This window comes from Clostridioides difficile ATCC 9689 = DSM 1296 (assembly GCF_001077535.1).
Lineage (GTDB): Bacteria > Bacillota > Clostridia > Peptostreptococcales > Peptostreptococcaceae > Clostridioides > Clostridioides difficile.
The window spans coordinates 1,781,515-1,799,500 of sequence record NZ_CP011968.1; the positions used below are offsets into that span (position 1 = coordinate 1,781,515).

Here is a 17,986-nt window from a genome sequence, read left to right on the forward strand (position 1 = left end):
ATCTATGTAAAAAGTAAGAAATATAAACATTTTTTTAATTATATTTTAAAAATATCAAGCAAGTTTTCTTCACAAATGAATAAAAAATGTTATAATATGATTAAAGAAAAAGATAAATAATTAGCAAGATTTGTTTAGCTAAAATTAACAAGGGAGCGATAAATTATGGGTATAACATTATCAAAAGGCCAAAAGGTTGATTTAACTAAAGGAAATCCAGGTCTTAAAAATATTTTAGTAGGTTTAGGATGGGATACTAACAAGTATGATGGTGGATTTGACTTTGATTTAGATACAGCAGCATTTTTAACAGGAGCAAGTGGAAGTGTTACTAATGATGGAGATTTTGTATTTTACAACAATTTAAAACATACATCTGGAGCAGTTGAGCATCTAGGAGATAACAGAACTGGCGAAGGTGATGGAGATGATGAACAAATAGTTGTTGATTTATCTAAGATTCCTGGAGAAATAAGCAAGATTTCTTTTACTGTTACAATTCATGATGCAACAGAAAGAAGACAAAATTTTGGACAAGTAAGTAATTCTTATATAAGAATAGTAGATAAAGACACAAATGAAGAGTTAATAAAGTATGAATTAGGAGAAGATTTTAGTATAGAAACAGCTATAGTAGTAGCTGAAATATATAAGCACAATGGAGAATGGAAGTTTAATGCACTAGGTTCTGGCTTTGAAGGTGGTCTTGCTGCATTATGTGGAAACTTTGGAATAAACTTATAATTTCAACTATAACAATAAACTAAAGGGGGATATTTTCCATGGCTATAGTATTAAAAAAAGGACAAAAAATCGATTTAACTAAGGGAAATCCAGGTCTTAAAAATATAAAACTTGGACTAGGATGGGATACAAATTCATTTGATAGTGGCTATGATTATGATTTAGATGTAAGTGTTTTCATGGTTGGAGAATCTCAAAGAGTTGAAAAAGATGAAGATTTTATATTCTACAATAACTTAAAACATCCATCTGGAGCAGTTGAACACTTAGGTGATAATAGAACTGGTGAAGGTGATGGAGATGATGAGGAAATATTAGTGAATTTAGAGACAATGCCAAAGCATATACAAAAGATAGCTGTAACAGTTACAATATATGAGGCTGCTGAAAGAAGACAAAATTTTGGACAAGTAAGCAACTCATATATAAGAGTATTAAATTCTGAAAATGATGAAGAAATATTAAGATATGACTTAGGTGAAGAATTTAGTATAGAAACTGCAATTACAGTATGTGAGATATATAAGTATAATGGAGAATGGAAGTTTAGTGCAGTTGGAGCAGGATTTGAAGGTGGCTTAGAAGCACTTTGTAGAAACTATGGCTTAAATGTTTAATTTAAGCAATATAATATATTAAATATAAATAACCTATACAAATAATGTATAGGTTATATTATATAAAATTTTGTGGAGGTTTAGTATGTCGATTAATTTATCAAAAGGTGATAAAATAGATTTAAAAAAATCTAACCCAGGACTGAGTAACATACTTGTAGGTCTAGGATGGGACCCTGTGCAACAATCTGGAGGAGGTTTTTTTAAATCGTTATTTGGTGGAGGACAAGCTGATATAGATTGTGATGCATCTGTATTTATGCTTAATCAAGAAGGTAAATTAAGTGGAATAAAAGATTTAATTTATTTTGGAAATCTAAAAAGTGCCTGTAAATCAGTTTTGCATACAGGAGACAATCTAACTGGTGAGGGTACAGGTGATGATGAACAAATCCTAGTTAATTTGGATAAAGTTCCATCAAATATTCATAAATTATTGTTTGTAGTAAATATATACAATTGTGTAGATAGAAAACAACACTTTGGAATGATAGAAAATGCCTATATAAGAGTTGAAGACCAAGGTAATAAGAAAGAGATAGCAAAATACAATCTATCTGATAATTATTCTGAAAAAACTACTCTTATAGTAGGAGCTATATATAGAAAAGATGGAAGTTGGCAATTTAAAGCAATTGGTGAAGGAACAAAAGATGCGGGTCTTAAAGAAGTAATGCAAAATTTAGACAGGATTGAGTGTGCATATGGAATTTAATAATGATATCAAATATTATAATGTAGATAAAGAAGAAGTTACAAAAGACTTATCTGTTAATCCTGAAAAAGGTTTATCAGAATCAGAAGTCAAGACTAGAAGAGAAAAATATGGTTTGAATGAATTTACTCCAAAAGAAGAGGGTAGTTTTTGGGATGATTTAAAGGAAAGTTTAAGTGAACCAATGATAGTTATCTTGATTATTGCAGCAGTAGTAAGTGCAGTAATTGGGGAAACTCATGATGCAATAGGGATTGTAGGTGCTATAGCAATAGGTATAGCAATAGGTATGATTACAGAAGGTCGTTCTAAGAAAGCAGCAGAGGCTCTTTCTAAGTTGACTGAAAACATAGAAGTAAAAGTATTGAGAGATGGGGAAGTACATCAAATTTCTAAGAGTGAATTGGTACCAGGTGATATAGTATATATTGAAACTGGTGACATGGTACCTGCTGATGGTAGACTTATAGAAAGTATAAACCTTAAAATTAGAGAAGATATGTTAACAGGAGAATCTGATGACGTATCTAAAAAGTGTGATGTAGTAGTTTCTATGGAAGAGATAGAATCTAAAGGAGCAGTAGTAGTACAGGAGCCAATACCTGCAAAACAGATAAATATGGTGTTTGGTGGTACACTTGTAGCTTATGGTAGAGGAGCTCTAGTTGTAACTTCAATTGGAGATAATAGTGAAATGGGTAAAATTGCTCAAAACTTATCAGAAACAGATGAGCAAACTCCACTTCAGATAAAACTTGGAAATTTAGGTGGTTTGATAGCCAAAGTTTCTAGTGCAGTAGCAGGATTACTATTTATATTTATGGTTTTCCAAATGATAAGTAAGAATGTATTAAATGTAGATATGTCTGGAATATTACCGTTTTTAGAATCAATAGACCCAGTTAAAACAGCATTTACAGTATGTGTTGCGTTGATAGTTGCAGCAGTGCCAGAAGGTCTTCCAACTATGATAAATATGACACTTGCAATAACAATGCAAAAAATGGCTAAAATAAATGCATTAGTTACCAAAAAAGAAGCTTGTGAAACGATAGGTTCTGTTTCTGTAATATGTTCAGATAAAACTGGTACATTAACTGAAAATAGAATGACTGTAGAAGTTGCATATGTTGATGGCAGATATATTGAAAGTTCAGAAGAGGAAATAAATAGTTATTTTGAAGAAAACTGTATGATAAACTCTACAGCTGATGTAGAGCACAATGATGGTGATATTAAGTATTTAGGAAGTGCTACTGAATGTGCATTGCTTTTATATTACAAAAACGTAGATTATAGACAAGTTAGAAAAAATTCTAATATAGTAGCTCAAAATCCTTTTACTTCAGATTCAAAGAGAATGACTTCTGTTATAGGTCGAGATAATCATCATGTGCTATTATCAAAAGGAGCACCAGAAGTATTACTTGAATTATGTTCACATATTCAAAGAGGAAAAGACATAGTTCCATTAACTGAAAATATAAAACATGAGATTTTAGAAGAAATAAAGAAATTGCAAATAAAATCAATGAGAACTTTAGGGTTTGCATATAAAGAAATCTCACAAGCTGAAGAAGAAGCAGCAGTAACTGCTGAAAGTGATGCTATGAATGTAAGTGCAATGGAAAACAATTTAGTATTTAGTGGTTTTGTTGGTATAAGAGACCCACTTAGAAAAGATGTTATAGAGTCTGTAAATACAGCAAATAAAGCTGGTGTTTCTGTAAAAATGCTTACAGGAGATAATATAAATACAGCAAGAGCTATAGGTGAAGAGTTAGGCCTATTAAAAAATAATATGAGAGTGGTTGAAGCTTCATATATAGATACTTTAGATGATGAAGAATTAAAACAAGAGATACAAAGTATTTCAATCGTGGCAAGAAGTAAACCAGATAGTAAAATGAGAATAGTTTCAGCTCTGCAAAAGAGCGGAGATGTTGTTGCAGTAACAGGTGATGGTATAAATGATGCTCCAGCACTTTCAAAAGCAGATGTTGGTATAGCAATGGGTATATCTGGTACAGAGGTATCTAAAAACGCAGCAGACATAATTTTAACTGATGATAGTTTTAGTACCATTGTAAAAGGTATTAAATGGGGTAGAGGAATTTATGATAACTTCCAAAGATTCGTTCAATTCCAATTAACTGTAAATGTAATTGCATTTTTAGTGGCTATAATATCTCAAGTTATGGGACAAGAGATGCCATTTACTACAATACAATTATTATGGGTAAACATCATTATGGATGGACCACCAGCACTAGCATTAGGTTTAGAGCCAGTTAGGGACCATGTGTTAAACAGAAAACCTGTTGATAGAAAAGCCAATATAATTTCTAAGTCAATGGTGTATACAATAGTATTAAATGCATTTTATATAACAGCAATACTAATGTTACAATCTACATTTAATTTCTTAGGAGTTGATGAAGCGCATAAGGGAACAGTAATGTTTGCGTTATTTGCTTTTAGTGCACTGTTTAATGCATTTAACTGTAGAGAGTTTAATGCAGATAGTATCTTCCCTAATTTTACACATAACAAATTAGCACTACAAATAATAGTGTTGACAGGAATTGCACAAGTAATATTTACTCAGCTATTCCAAGATTTCTTTAACTCTGTAGCAATGGATTTTATGACATGGGTAAAAGTTTTATGTGTAGCAGCAAGTGTAATTGTGGTTAATGAAGTTGTAAAATGTATAATAAGACTGGTAAAACCAAAAAAGACTGCTTAAAACAAATTTTTTAGAAGAAAACAGACTGACTCAAAATATGAATTTTGGGTCAGTTCTGAATAAACATTTAAATTGGGAGGATAGTTATGGGTGACTCAAAGGTATTTGAAAAAATATTCTCCAGCCAATCAGATAGAGGAAATTACACTCCTTCAAAGGGATATCTAAGTTATTTTATTTCGTATATTGGTTTAGAAGATGAAGTTTTGTACAATCTCGAGATATTTAAAACAAAACAAAATATTGATAGCAAAAAAGATATTGCTTTATTTACTGATGTTATAGCAAATCCTAGTGATTTTGATATTATAAATTATTTTAAAAGTGGACTTCAAAAATATAGAACTAGCATGGAAGATGTAGATATAAATATTTTGGGATTTGAAGAGATTGATTATAAAATAAAGCAAGCAATGGATAGAGTGTTAAAAGAAGAGGAAAAAGAATTTACTAATGATAGAGTTAAACAAAATTTTATAGTGAAAATAATGGCATGGATAAAAATTTATATCGGTGCTTTAGATATAAATAAAAATGAAGCTCCAAAAGTAATATTTTATGGAGATATAAAAAAACATGAAGTTTATTTACTCTTAATATTATACTTGGCAGGTTTTGATGTTTTATATCTTAATCCAAATTCAAAGAGTAATATAGATATTTTAAAATCAGAAAGATACAATATAGAGTTTGAAGAAGCCAACATAATAGAAGAAAAAATTTCTTTTGAAGAAAGGGTTATTTTAGGGGAAAAAATAGATAAAAGTTCTGTAAAAAAAGCTTTTACTGTTGGGGCAGAAGCATCAAAGCGTATAAGTGAGGAATTGTTAAATGATGCAGGATTTATAAAACCTTGGCAACTCCAAGATAGAAAAATAAAAAATCTACTTCTAAGTTCAACTGTTGATGAAATATCAATATACTGGAATCAACCACTTAAATTAAGACCAGGATTTAAGTTTAATGATGCTATTGTAGAAGCTCCAAATTTTCTTTCTAAGATTAATGGAATATATAACGATAAGAATGAATATATTAAGTTTTTAGATTTATTAAGAGATTCGGAAAGTTCAACATTTATTGAATTTAATGGAGATGTAGATAGATTTTCAAAAGCTTTTACAAGAGAAGCTTTTAGTTTATCCTTTTTATTGGATTCAAAAGGTGCAATAGATAAAAACTCTGTTTTAAATAATAAAGATTATTCCATATCAACACTAGCATTGAATCAACAAATTATGATTTTAGAGAAAGTGGAAGAGTTGTTAGAAGGAAGTATGTTTTTGAATGGTTTAAGTGGAGAAGACAAGATAAAAGGTCTATTTACAGTACTTCACATGGATAAGAAATTTGTTCATATGATGAACAATTTCGATTACTCACTTATAAACCCAAAATTGATTATATACATGTACAAGAGTATTGTATTTGATAAAGAAATAGTTTTTCTTATGCTTTTACTTAGTAAGATTGGATTTGATATTATCATATTATGTCCAGGAGGAGAAAACAATATAGAGAATGTTATAAATAACCAATTGATTGATGTACACAGATTGGATAAAATGGTATATGACCTTAAATTAAATTCGCTTGAAAATGATATACCTTTACTTAAAAAAATTTTTGGAAAGAGGAGACGATTTTAGATGGGGATAAATATAAATAGTTTTTCAAAAGATAAGAACTCTGTAGAGGTTACTGAGAATTTGCCTACAGCAGTTCAAGAAGAAAACTTCGATATAATGGAATATACAAATAATAAAAAAAATGAACTGAGAAAGTCTAAGGAAGTTGAGGCATTGACATCTCTTATAGAAGTAGAAAATCCAGATACGATTTTACAGTTTGGTAGGAAAGCATCTGAAGGAGTAGCAAGAGTTTCTGATAGCCTTTTAAATACAATAAAATTAAATAGAAATGAAGAAAATTCTAAAATGCTGGTTCATTTAACTAAAATAATGGATAAGTTTGATTTAGACGATTTTCAAGAAACTAAGGAACCAAATTTCGTTCAAAAACTTTTCAAAAAAGCTAATAATGCCATTGAAATGATGTTTCAAAAGTATGAAACATTGGGAGGAGAAGTTGAGAAAATTCAAATTGAGCTTGAGCAATACGAAAGAGATATAGCACTTTCTAATAAGCAAATAGGTGCTATGTTAAATGAAAACTTTGAGTTTTATAATGAACTTCAAAAATATATTGTTGCTGGAGAAATGGCAATAGAAGAAATGGATAATGAAATACTACCTTTCTTTAAACAAAAATCAGAGACTAGTGGAGATCAAATGGATGTTGTCAATTATCAAGAACTATTAAAAGTTTATGATATGTTAAATCAAAGAGTCTATGATTTAAGGATAGCAGAAAATATAGCTATCCAAACAATACCTATGCTTAGAGGTATGCAACATAATAATTATGGTTTAATTAGAAAAATAAATAGTGCATTTGTCGTAACTTTACCAGTATTTAAACAATGTTTATCTCAAGCTATATTACTTAAAAAGCAAGAATTACAAGCAAAATCTCTAAAAGCACTTGATGACAAAACTAATGAATTATTGCTTAGAAATGCACAAAATGTAAGTACTCAAAGTGCACAAATAGCTAGAATGGCTGGAACAAGTTCTGTTCAAATAGAAACATTGGAAAAAATGTACAATACTATCAAATCTGGTATAGATGAAACTATGAGAATAGAAGAAAACAATAGAGCTTTAATTAAGGATAATACAAAGAGATTGGAAGAATTAAATACGACTATAATTTATAATAAGTAGTATTATATTAAGGGCTAATTTGTATAAAGTTGGCCCTTTCTATGTATATGAGGAGGCTAGACATTGAAATATTTCGATTATATCTGCAAAGATGATTTAGAGAGAATTTTTTTGAAGGAGCCAGAAGATTTTAGTGCTAAGACTGAAAAAGATGTGTTGAAATATGCACTGGGCGCTTTTTTATACGTTCCAGCTACTCAATATAATATGATTTATAAGAGTATTATAGGGGATGTTAAGGGAGTTAGACCATTAGCTATTTGTTTAGAAGATGCTGTTGGAGTAAATGGAGAGTTAGAGGCTATAGAGAATCTTAGATTAATTTTAAAAAATATTAGCAATGAAAGTATAACTAATAAAGATGGAATACCACTAATTTTTGTAAGAATAAAAGATGTGGAGCAACTGTTGAGAATTAAAGAGATTATAATTAAAAATAGTCATTTTATAACAGGAATATTAATTCCTAAAGCAAATTCGGAGTTAATTGAAAATTGTATAGAAGCTTTAGATTCTATGAATCTTCAAGATATGTATGTTATTCCGATAGTAGAGACAAAAGAATTTATATATAATGAAAAAAAAGAACTTAGTTTTACTAATTTGTACAATGCTATTTTAAGACATAAGTCAAGAATATTAAGCATTAGAGTAGGCATAACTGATATATTAGGGATGTATGGTATAAGGAGAGATAAAAACTTCTCTATATATAATAATTTGATTTGTTCTTCATTTATATTAGATATAATCACATATCTTCAAAGACCAGAGTTAGATATACCTATAAGTGGTGGAGTATCAGAATTTTTTGATATGACGAATAAGGATATAAGAAATAAGTATATAGAAGAAATATTATTGGATAAATATCATGGATTAATTGGAAAGACCGTAATTCATCCAATGCAAATTCAAATTGTACAAGCGCTATCTACAGTATCATATGAAGATTTTGCTGATGCTTTGGATATACTGGATAGTACAGACAGTAAGTATGGTGTGAGCAAGGGTGTATTAGGAGAGAGAATGAATGAAACAAATCCACATTTTTTATGGGCTAAAAAAACATTGATTCTATCTAAAATATATGGTGTATTAAATAAAGGAGTAGACTATGAAGAATTGCTTAAATTTTAATTGTGAGATTGACATTATTGATAATCCATTGAATTTAGAACTAAATGATTTTTTAGACGTAGGAATAAGAAATAATAGCAAAAGACGTTTTTTGTTTATCTCAAAGAAACTCGGTAAACATTTAGCATGTAAGCCAAGTGAGATGGATAATTTGGGAAAATTAATGGCTACAATTTATAATGAAAAAAATAAGGAAGAATCAAATGGTACTGTTATAGCTTTTGCTGAAACTGGTACAGCTGTTGGGCATAGTTTTTTTGATTACTTATGTGGAGATTATGAATTTATTCATACTACTAGAGAGCAGTTTGACGAGTTAGAAAATCTGGAATTTTTAGAGGAACATTCCCATGCAACAGACCAGAATTTATACTTTGGTATGCTTAACAACTTTAAATTTGGAGATGAGATAATATTGGTTGATGATGAGATTACCACAGCCAATACATGCATGAATATAATTAGGAAAATTCAAAGCATTTATCCTAAAAAGAAATACACTATATGCTCAATACTCAATTGGGTAAGTGATGAAAATTTAAGTAAAGTTACTCGTTTAGAAAGAGAGCTAGATTGTAAGATAGATTTTGTATACTTATTTAAAGGAAACTTTAAATTTTATATAGATGAAGATATTATTTCAAATTACAACGATAATTATAGTATTACTAAATTAGAGACTATTTCAAGTGATAAAGTAAATTTAGTAGTAAATCATATTTATGTTGATTTAGAAGATTATATTGGAAATAAGAAATATGTAAAATATACAGGAAGATTTGGAATTAATAGAAGAGAACAATTTAGATTAAAAGAAATCGTTAAGAGAGAAAGTAAAAAAATAACTATGGCCAGTAAAGAATCTTTAAAAAATGAAAAAGAAAAGATTCTATTTTTAGGTACTGAAGAATTTATGTATATACCTATGCTGTTTGCAAAAGAAAAAGAAAATAAATATGATATATACTATCATTCAACAACAAGAAGTCCAATTATTAATATTGATAAGAATAATTATCCTATTAAAAGTAAATTTATGCTAAAGAGTTTTTATAATATAGATATTCAAAATTATATTTACAATATAGATAAACATAATTTTTCTAAGTGTTATTTATTTGTAGAGCTGAATAAAAGTGAAAATTCTTATCTAGAATTTATTGATATAATTAAAAAAACAAGTATAAAAGAATTAACTATAGTATGTTGTAGCTAAAGTGTTTTAACAGGATAAAATATATCACGATTTTAAGATAGGAGTTGAGTCATATGAGAGATTTTAGCACGTATTCTAAAGATGATGTTATTTTTTTATTAAAAGATATATCAAATTTAATTGAAGAAGAAGGAAATAAAGAAAGAGAATTAAAAATACAAAATGGTAGACATTATTCAGAAATGATACCAATAGAGTATGAAGTTAGTGAAGATTATCTGAATTTATATCATGAGAAACTAAGAGAAAATAAAGATAAACTTGCATTTTCTATAGGAGTTATGTGTGAAAAAATAATTAAAAAAAATGGAAATGATGTAGTACTAGTTTCACTTGCTAGAGCAGGAACACCTATTGGTATTTTGGCAAAAAGATATATAAGAAGCAAGTATAATATAAGTTTACCTCACTATACAATCTCTATAATAAGAGATAAGGGAATAGATATGAATGCAATTGAATATATAGTAAAGAATCATCCGAGCTCAAAAATTCAATTTTTAGATGGATGGACTGGTAAGGGAACTATATCAAAAGAACTTGAAAAAGCATGTGATGAACTTAATGTTAAATTTAAAAAATATTTTGACTCAACACTTGCTGTATTAGCTGACCCTGCTGGATATTCAGGACTTTATGGAATTAGAGAAGATTTCTTAATACCAAGTGCATGTTTAAATTCAACCGTTTCTGGTTTAGTAAGTAGAACTGTACTAAGAGAGGATTTAATTGGTAAAAATGACTTTCATGGAGCTAAGTTTTATAGACATTTAAAAGATAAAGATGAATCTATGAACTATATCAAAACTATAGAAGAATGTTTTAAAAATCAATTTAAGAATATATCTGATGAAGTTGAAAACTGGGAAAGTGACATTATAACAAGAGATGGATACTTTGATGTTTTAAATATAAAAGAAAAGTATAACATAACAGATATTAACTTTATCAAACCAGGTGTAGGGGAAACGACAAGGGTTTTACTTAGAAGAGTTCCGTATAAGATTCTTGTTAAAGACTTAAATGATAAATCTTTAGACCATATATTCATATTAGCTAAGGAGAAAAATGTTGAAGTTGAACAAATGGATTTAAAAGCCTATAAATGTTGTGGAATAATAAAAAATATGAAAGATATTTAGGAAATATATTAGACAGGAGAATATTGAATGATTGTTTTTTCAGATTTAGACAGGAGTATCATTTACTCCAATAAATTTTTAAATGCTGATAGTAAATATACTAATATAGAAATTTATAGGGAAAAAGAAATATCTTATATATCTTTAGATACTATAAATTTAATAAAGCAAATACAATATTATGGTATGTTTATACCTACAACTACTAGAACAGTGGAGCAATTTAAGCGTATAGAATTTAATAAATATGGGATTTATTTTCCTTGGAGTATAACTTCAAATGGAGGAGTTATACTTAAAGATAATGAAATATTGAAATCATGGAGTGAAAAAATAGATAAACTAAAATCTGATTATGAGCCCATTGAAAGTATGATTCATAAATTTAAAGACTATTTGAATGTAGATGGAATAACTAATTTTAAAGTTGCAGAAGATACATTTTTTTATATAGTTGTTGATTTATCAAGATTTAATTTGGATTCAATCAAAGAATATACAAATATATTGGAATCAAAAAATTGGAAGTTTTATGTGAGTGGCAGAAAAATATATTTTATACCAAAAGAAATTTCAAAAGAAAATGCTATAAAATACTTGACTAAAGAATTAGGAATAGAATATTTTTATGCAGTTGGAGATTCTATTATGGACTATGGTATGCTTAATATCTCAAATAAATCCTATGTATTGAAGCATGGTGATATAAATAAAAATGAAATAGAAAATTCATTTATATCAAGTTCTTTCAATGGAATGAGTGGAACTGAAGAGATACTATCTAACATTTTAGACGAGAACTGCCTACTTAACATATAATGACTGATATATAAATAATAAACTAGAAAAATCTGAAATAAATTATAGTAAAGTTTATCATACTAATTTATTTCAGATTTTTATCAATTTATATTTAAGTAAGAACTCAATATGTTAAAATGAAGGTGGAGTCATTGCCCAGACTGAGATACATACCTCATCATCATAATTTTCATACACATGTGGTATAGTACTGTTAAAATAAAAACTATCTCCTTCCTCCAATAGATATTCCTTATTTCCAAGTGTTATCTTCATTTTACCTTTTATTATATAGCCACATTCTTCTCCTTCGTGTGTCACAAATTCACTGTTTTTTTGTGTATGACCATCTAGCGTAACAAGTATAAATTCTATTTTTTTCCCAGATAAATTAGGAACAAGAAGTTCATAAAATTTTGTAGAATCATTAGTTACTATTTTTTTTCGATTATTTTTCTTTACTACTATATCAGAGTCTTCTCTTCCAATCTCTTCAAAAAAATAACCTATATTTATATCAAGAGCTTTTGATATTTTCCACATTGCTACAATAGATGGAACAACCATATTACGCTCAATTTGACTTATTAAGCCTGTACTTAAATCTGAATTTTTTGCTAAAGTAGAGATACTTATATTTTTAGATTTTCTAAGAGATCTAATTTTGCTTCCAACATCTATATTCATTAGATACAAACCCCCTCAGACATGATTATAACATATAATTTATAAAGATTAATAAAATAAAAAAAAAGTTTTACAATACAAGTATTTTTTATGCTATATTGAATTTTCTGAAAAGATGCATTATAATAGTATTAATATTCAATATATTGAATATTGATAACGATATTTTAATTTAATGAAATGGAGGTAATTAAGATGAAGAGTTTTGTAAGTCCTGATAATATTTGGGTATTATGGGCAGTTGTAACTGGATGGGCAGCATTTAGTATTTATTTGGAACAAAAGTACAATTGGGCATCAAAAGTGTCGGGAGCAATAATAGCTCTTGTAGGAGCAATGTTATTATCAAATCTAAATATTATACCAGTAGAGTCTGTTGTATATGACCAAGTATGGGGATATGTTGTTCCTTTAGCCATAGCTTTATTGTTATATCAATGTAACATTAAAAAGATATGGAAAGAAAGTGGAAGATTGCTCATTATATTTCTTGTAGGTTCTGTAGGAACTGTACTTGGAGCTATGATTGGATTTTTGGCATTAAAAAATGTAGTACCAGATTTAAATATTGTTGCAGCTATGATGACAGGTTCTTATATAGGTGGAAATGTAAACTTTGCTGCTATGTCAGGCGCGTTTGATGCGCCAGGAGAATTAGTATCAGCAACAGTTGTAGCAGATAATCTTTTAATGGCATTATATTTCTTTGTCTTAATAGCTATACCATCAATTGGATTTTTTAGAAAACATTTTAAACATCCACATGTAGATGAAATGGAAAGTATAGGTATAACTGAAGGAGAAACAGTAGCAGCAAATTATTGGGGAAGAAAAGAAATATCTTTAAAAGATATAGCAATAGCCATTGGTAGTGCTTTTATAATTGTCGCAGTATCTGTAGAACTATCAACTTGGTTTAAAGCTATAATACCATTATCAAATCCTTTTTTAGCAATGTTAAATACTTTATTTGGAAATCAATATCTAATAATAACTACTTTGACTATGTTGTTTGCCACATTTATGCCTAATTTCTTTGGTGATATAAAAGGAGCACAGGAATTGGGTACATTTTTAATATATATATTCTTTGTTGTAGTAGGTGTTCCTGCTTCAATAACATTAATAATTCAAAAATCACCATTACTACTTTTATACTGCGGAATAATGGTACTAATAAACATGCTAGTTACATTTATAGTTGCAAAAATATTTAAGTTTAGTTTAGAAGAAGCTATTCTTGCATCTAATGCAAATATTGGTGGTCCTACAACAGCAGCAGCTATGGCAATATCAAAAGGATGGTCTAAGCTAGTAGGGCCAATACTTATAGTTGGAACATTTGGATACATAGTCGGTAATTATTTTGGTCTTTTAGTAGGAAATATTTTGATATAATTTTACGTGAAAAAAAGTTGTTTTTTAGAAAGATTTTTATTTATTAGAAAGATTTTTATTTAATTGGAGGTTGTTATGATTTTCGATGGACATTCAGATACTTGGGCAGATGTAACAATAAGAAGGCTTAACGGGGAAAAAGATGTATTTAGAAGAATCCATCTTGATAATTTTAAAAGAGCAAATATAGAAGGAGCTATTTTTGTAATATGGATAGACCCACCATATGATAAAGAGCCTGAAAAAAGAGTTAAACAAATTATAAGCTCTATAAAAGATGAAATTGAAGATATGAAAGATGTTGTAAACATAGTAAAAAAATATTCAGATATAGATAAAGGTATAAGTGAAAACAAAATAAATATTTTAATTGGTCTTGAAGGATTAAGCCATATTGGAAGAAATATAGATTTACTAGATTATTTTTATAAAGAAGTTGGTGCAAGACATGCATCATTAACTTGGAATGAACAGAATGAACTTGCTACAGGATGTTTAGGGGATGAAAATCGTGGTTTAACTGAAATAGGTAAAAAAGCAGTCAATAAAATGGAAAAATTGGGCATGATAGTAGATGTGTCACATTTAAATGAAAAATCATTTTGGGATTTAATGTCTGTTGCAAGTAAGCCAGTTATAGCTTCTCATTCTAATGCTAGGAGTTTATGTGATGCTAAAAGAAATCTTACAGATAATCAATTAAAAGAAATTTCAAATACAGGTGGATTAGTTGGAATAAATAGTTTTAGAGGATTTACTAATAGTAATCCTAAGAAGCAAGATTTAATACATTTGGTTGACCATATAGACTATATGGTAAATCTTATAGGTATAGAACATGTATCTTTTGGTTTTGATTTTAGCGATTACTTAGGGAAAGAGACTATAGGTTCTTTTACTGGAAATGCTAGTGTGCCAAGTGTAGATGGTCTTGAAAGCACACATACAGCACAGAACATAGTAGTAGAGCTTGAAAATAGAGGTTATAAAAAGAAAGATATAGAGTTAATCTCTAGTGGTAATTTTTATAGGCTCTTTAAATATATACTAAAATAATATAATAAAGAACTTAAATTTATAAAATAGTATATTTATACAAATAATATCTACATATTTAAATTGGCGTTCATAATTTATTAAATTAAATTTTAATGTTACTAGAAGTTTCAATTCTAGTAACATTTTTTATGTTAAAAACAGATATAGATATGTATTGACAATGATAATTATTATTGATAAACTATAAAAGTGAAAATGATAATAATTTTCATTTTAATTAATAAAAGATTTTTAAGGAGGGAGAATGAAGAAAAGGTATTTAGTCATAGGAATAATAATTTTGTCTTATTTTTCTTTATTTATAGGAGCTGAAGATATAAATATAATGCATATATTTGCCAAAAATCAGCATAAACTTATGATATTTATCATGAGTAGAATACCAAGATTAATAAGTATATTGATTGCTGGTGTAGGAATGAGCATAGCAGGTCTTATAATGCAACAGATAAGTAAGAATAAATTTGTATCACCTACAACAGGTGCTACAATAGATGCAGCACAATTTGGGATAGTAATATGTATGCTTTTAGTACCAACTGCCTCTATTTTTACAAAGACAATAATAGCATTTGTATTTTCTCTTGTAGGGACTTTTACGTTTATGAAAATAATAGGGAAGTTACAATTTAAAAATATAATCTTTGTACCATTAGTAGGTATAATGTTTGGAAATATAATAGGTTCTATGACGGATTTTATCGCGTATAAATACGATTTGAGTCAAAATGTTAGTTCTTGGATGCAAGGTGACTTTTCTATGATACTTAAAGGAAATTATGAGATATTATATATCACAATACCCCTTATAATATTAGCATATATTTATGCAAATAAATTTACTGTTGTTGGTATGGGTATGGATTTTGCGACAAACTTAGGTCTTAGTTACAAAAGAATTGTCAATATAGGTCTGATAATAGTAGCACTTGTTACAGTATGTGTAGTCGTTACAGCTGGTAATATCCCTTTTATAGGTCTAATAGTTCCAAATATCGTATCCTTGTATATGGGTGATAATATAAGAGCAAACATATGGTATACTGGTTTACTTGGAGCGATATTTGTACTTATATGTGATATTTTTGGAAGAATTATTATTTATCCATATGAAATATCTATAGGGCTTACAGTTGGAGTTATAGGAAGTATACTATTCCTTTATTTAATATTAAGGAGGAATGTAAATGAAGCTTAGTCTCAATCAAAAAATTTACTTTGTAAGTATATTACTATTCATATCAATAGCACTTTTTATAATTTATGGAATAGACATGAATCATTTAGAATATGCATTATCACAAAGAATACCAAAAATATTTGCTATGGTATTAGGTGGAGGATGTATAGCATTTACTACTGTAGTGTTTCAAACAATTACAAACAATCAAATATTAACACCAAGTGTACTAGGTTTAGATTCATTGTATGTAATGATTCAAACTATAATAGTATTCATATTTGGTTCAAGCAGTAGTCTGATTATAAATGAAAATTATAATTTTATTATTAATGTAGCTATGATGATTGGAGCTTCATTGTTATTATATAAGATGTTATTTGAAAAAAATAAAAATAATATTTTCTTTTTAATCCTAGTAGGAATGATATTTGGAACCTTATTTAAAAGTGCAACAACATTTATTCAGGTAATGATAGACCCGAATGAATTTTTAGCTTTACAAACTAGTATAATGGCAAGTTTAAACAATATAAACACTAATGTATTGTTAATAGCATTTATAATAATTATTGCCATAATACCTTTTATATATGATGAAATAAAGTATTTAGATGTATTGTCGTTAGGTAAAGAACAAGCAATTAATTTAGGTGTAGATTTTGATAAAGCAGTTAAAAAAATGATAATATTAATAGCAATTTTAGTCTCAATATCAACAGCACTTATTGGACCTATGACATTTTTAGGACTTTTACTTGCTAATATAACAAGAGAAATTTTTAAAACATATAAGCATACATACTTGATTTCGGGTTCTATGTTGATAGGGATGATTACATTGATAATAGGTCAATTTTTTATACAACATGTATTTAAGTTTGATACAACTTTAAGTGTAGTAATAAATTTTATAGGAGGAATTTACTTTATTCAATTACTATTAAAGGGGGCAAATAGATGATAGAGATAAAAAATATATTTAAAAGATATAAGAATAAAAATGTTGTAGATGATGTCTCTTTTAGTATAGAAAAGGGAAAGATAACATCTTTTATAGGACCAAATGGAGCTGGAAAAAGTACAGTACTATCAATAGTTACAAGACTTATAGGAGGTGATGGTGGAGAAGTAATAATAGAAGGAAAAAGCTTGACTAATTATAGCAATAAAGAATTAGCAAAAAAAATAGCTATTCTTAAACAATCTAACAATATAACTTTAAAGCTTACAATAAGAGAATTAGTTGGATTTGGAAGATTTCCATATAGTGAAGGTAATCTAACTAAAGAGGATGAAAATTATATTGATGAAGCAATAGAATATATGAAGTTGACTGATATACAACATAAGTATTTAGATGAATTGAGTGGAGGTCAAAGACAAAGAGCTTATATAGCAATGGTAATAGCTCAAGATACAGAGTACATATTACTTGATGAACCACTGAACAATTTGGATATGAACCATTCCGTACAGATGATGAAGGTACTTAGAAGTCTTTGTGATGAGTTAGATAAGACTATAGTATTAGTAATGCATGATATAAATTTTGCATCATGTTATTCAGATAATATAGTTGCATTAAAAAATGGAAAAGTTGAAAAAGTAGGTCGTACAGATGAGATAGTAAATGAAAAAGTTTTAGAAGATATTTATGAGATGAATTTTAACATTAAGAATATAAATGGAAATCGAATCTGTATTTATTTTTAAAATATTGTATATGAAAATAAACTTGCTATATAATTT

16 protein-coding genes are annotated in these 17,986 nt (G+C 28.1%); 15 read left to right on the forward strand and 1 reads right to left on the reverse strand.

What is annotated here, in order from left to right:
• The first annotated feature begins 165 nt into the window (after positions 1–165).
• The 10 genes from CDIF1296T_RS08615 to CDIF1296T_RS08660 all read left to right on the forward strand — a co-directional run bounded on the left by CDIF1296T_RS08615 (position 166) and on the right by CDIF1296T_RS08660 (position 11,928).
• Positions 166–744 carry a TerD family protein gene (locus tag CDIF1296T_RS08615; protein ID WP_003420269.1) on the forward strand — a complete coding sequence of 193 codons (579 nt, stop codon included), beginning with the start codon at positions 166–168 and terminating at the stop codon, positions 742–744.
• Positions 745–782: 38 nt separating this feature from the next.
• The gene (locus CDIF1296T_RS08620; protein WP_004454531.1) at positions 783–1,361 is read left to right on the forward strand and encodes a TerD family protein; all 579 of its coding nucleotides are present in this window, start codon (positions 783–785) and stop codon (positions 1,359–1,361) included.
• A gap of 85 nt (positions 1,362–1,446) precedes the next feature.
• On the forward strand, positions 1,447–2,076 hold the full coding sequence (locus CDIF1296T_RS08625) for a TerD family protein (RefSeq protein WP_003430074.1): 630 nt from the start codon (positions 1,447–1,449) through the stop codon (positions 2,074–2,076).
• Positions 2,066–4,825: a calcium-translocating P-type ATPase, PMCA-type gene (locus tag CDIF1296T_RS08630; RefSeq protein WP_009896778.1), complete on the forward strand. Its 2,760-nt coding sequence runs from the start codon at positions 2,066–2,068 to the stop codon at positions 4,823–4,825. The genes CDIF1296T_RS08625 and CDIF1296T_RS08630 overlap by 11 nt, the downstream gene beginning before the upstream one ends.
• Before the next feature lie 86 nt (positions 4,826–4,911).
• Positions 4,912–6,474, forward strand: coding sequence for a YceG family protein (locus CDIF1296T_RS08635; RefSeq protein ID WP_004454528.1), 1,563 nt, complete (start codon positions 4,912–4,914; stop codon positions 6,472–6,474).
• Positions 6,475–7,611, forward strand: coding sequence for a toxic anion resistance protein (locus CDIF1296T_RS08640; protein ID WP_003430084.1), 1,137 nt, complete (start codon positions 6,475–6,477; stop codon positions 7,609–7,611).
• Between the two features lie 63 nt (positions 7,612–7,674).
• The gene (locus CDIF1296T_RS08645) at positions 7,675–8,751 is read left to right on the forward strand and encodes an HpcH/HpaI aldolase/citrate lyase family protein (protein ID WP_009896782.1); all 1,077 of its coding nucleotides are present in this window, start codon (positions 7,675–7,677) and stop codon (positions 8,749–8,751) included.
• On the forward strand, positions 8,729–9,967 hold the full coding sequence (locus CDIF1296T_RS08650; RefSeq protein WP_009896784.1) for a phosphoribosyltransferase family protein: 1,239 nt from the start codon (positions 8,729–8,731) through the stop codon (positions 9,965–9,967). The genes CDIF1296T_RS08645 and CDIF1296T_RS08650 overlap by 23 nt, the downstream gene beginning before the upstream one ends.
• A 53-nt stretch (positions 9,968–10,020) precedes the next feature.
• Positions 10,021–11,109 (forward strand): cysteine protease StiP family protein, encoded by a 1,089-nt coding sequence (locus CDIF1296T_RS08655; RefSeq protein ID WP_009896786.1) that lies wholly within the window; start codon positions 10,021–10,023, stop codon positions 11,107–11,109.
• A gap of 27 nt (positions 11,110–11,136) precedes the next feature.
• Positions 11,137–11,928, forward strand: coding sequence for an HAD hydrolase family protein (locus tag CDIF1296T_RS08660; protein ID WP_009896788.1), 792 nt, complete (start codon positions 11,137–11,139; stop codon positions 11,926–11,928).
• A gap of 114 nt (positions 11,929–12,042) precedes the next feature.
• Here the strand turns inward: CDIF1296T_RS08660 and CDIF1296T_RS08665 are convergent, their stop codons facing one another.
• Positions 12,043–12,597 carry a cupin domain-containing protein gene (locus CDIF1296T_RS08665; RefSeq protein WP_003430090.1) on the reverse strand — a complete coding sequence of 185 codons (555 nt, stop codon included), beginning with the start codon at positions 12,595–12,597 and terminating at the stop codon, positions 12,043–12,045.
• 195 nt (positions 12,598–12,792) lie between these two features.
• On the opposite strand from CDIF1296T_RS08665, the gene CDIF1296T_RS08670 reads away from it, so the two are divergent.
• The 5 genes from CDIF1296T_RS08670 to CDIF1296T_RS08690 all read left to right on the forward strand — a co-directional run bounded on the left by CDIF1296T_RS08670 (position 12,793) and on the right by CDIF1296T_RS08690 (position 17,950).
• Positions 12,793–13,995: a DUF819 family protein gene (locus CDIF1296T_RS08670; protein WP_009889545.1), complete on the forward strand. Its 1,203-nt coding sequence runs from the start codon at positions 12,793–12,795 to the stop codon at positions 13,993–13,995.
• A 75-nt stretch (positions 13,996–14,070) separates the two neighbouring features.
• Positions 14,071–15,051 (forward strand): dipeptidase, encoded by a 981-nt coding sequence (locus CDIF1296T_RS08675; RefSeq protein WP_009896790.1) that lies wholly within the window; start codon positions 14,071–14,073, stop codon positions 15,049–15,051.
• Between the two features lie 247 nt (positions 15,052–15,298).
• Complete coding sequence (locus tag CDIF1296T_RS08680) at positions 15,299–16,252, forward strand: ABC transporter permease (RefSeq protein ID WP_009896792.1); 954 nt, start codon at positions 15,299–15,301, stop codon at positions 16,250–16,252.
• A complete protein-coding gene (locus CDIF1296T_RS08685; protein WP_009889548.1) occupies positions 16,242–17,198 on the forward strand; it encodes an iron chelate uptake ABC transporter family permease subunit in 957 nt (318 codons plus the stop codon). The genes CDIF1296T_RS08680 and CDIF1296T_RS08685 overlap by 11 nt, the downstream gene beginning before the upstream one ends.
• Positions 17,195–17,950, forward strand: coding sequence for an iron ABC transporter ATP-binding protein (locus CDIF1296T_RS08690; protein ID WP_009889549.1), 756 nt, complete (start codon positions 17,195–17,197; stop codon positions 17,948–17,950). Before CDIF1296T_RS08685 ends, CDIF1296T_RS08690 begins: the two co-directional genes overlap by 4 nt.
• Positions 17,951–17,986: the final 36 nt, after the last annotated feature.

Coding starts and splice junctions, on each gene's coding strand:
- CDIF1296T_RS08615 (WP_003420269.1), top strand. CDS start 166: ATGGGTATAACATTATCAAAAGGCCAAAAGGTTGATTTAACTAAAGGA.
- CDIF1296T_RS08620 (WP_004454531.1), top strand. CDS start 783: ATGGCTATAGTATTAAAAAAAGGACAAAAAATCGATTTAACTAAGGGA.
- CDIF1296T_RS08625 (WP_003430074.1), top strand. CDS start 1,447: ATGTCGATTAATTTATCAAAAGGTGATAAAATAGATTTAAAAAAATCT.
- CDIF1296T_RS08630 (WP_009896778.1), top strand. CDS start 2,066: ATGGAATTTAATAATGATATCAAATATTATAATGTAGATAAAGAAGAA.
- CDIF1296T_RS08635 (WP_004454528.1), top strand. CDS start 4,912: ATGGGTGACTCAAAGGTATTTGAAAAAATATTCTCCAGCCAATCAGAT.
- CDIF1296T_RS08640 (WP_003430084.1), top strand. CDS start 6,475: ATGGGGATAAATATAAATAGTTTTTCAAAAGATAAGAACTCTGTAGAG.
- CDIF1296T_RS08650 (WP_009896784.1), top strand. CDS start 8,729: ATGAAGAATTGCTTAAATTTTAATTGTGAGATTGACATTATTGATAAT.
- CDIF1296T_RS08655 (WP_009896786.1), top strand. CDS start 10,021: ATGAGAGATTTTAGCACGTATTCTAAAGATGATGTTATTTTTTTATTA.
- CDIF1296T_RS08660 (WP_009896788.1), top strand. CDS start 11,137: ATGATTGTTTTTTCAGATTTAGACAGGAGTATCATTTACTCCAATAAA.
- CDIF1296T_RS08665 (WP_003430090.1), bottom strand. CDS start 12,597: ATGAATATAGATGTTGGAAGCAAAATTAGATCTCTTAGAAAATCTAAA.
- CDIF1296T_RS08670 (WP_009889545.1), top strand. CDS start 12,793: ATGAAGAGTTTTGTAAGTCCTGATAATATTTGGGTATTATGGGCAGTT.
- CDIF1296T_RS08675 (WP_009896790.1), top strand. CDS start 14,071: ATGATTTTCGATGGACATTCAGATACTTGGGCAGATGTAACAATAAGA.
- CDIF1296T_RS08680 (WP_009896792.1), top strand. CDS start 15,299: ATGAAGAAAAGGTATTTAGTCATAGGAATAATAATTTTGTCTTATTTT.
- CDIF1296T_RS08685 (WP_009889548.1), top strand. CDS start 16,242: ATGAAGCTTAGTCTCAATCAAAAAATTTACTTTGTAAGTATATTACTA.
- CDIF1296T_RS08690 (WP_009889549.1), top strand. CDS start 17,195: ATGATAGAGATAAAAAATATATTTAAAAGATATAAGAATAAAAATGTT.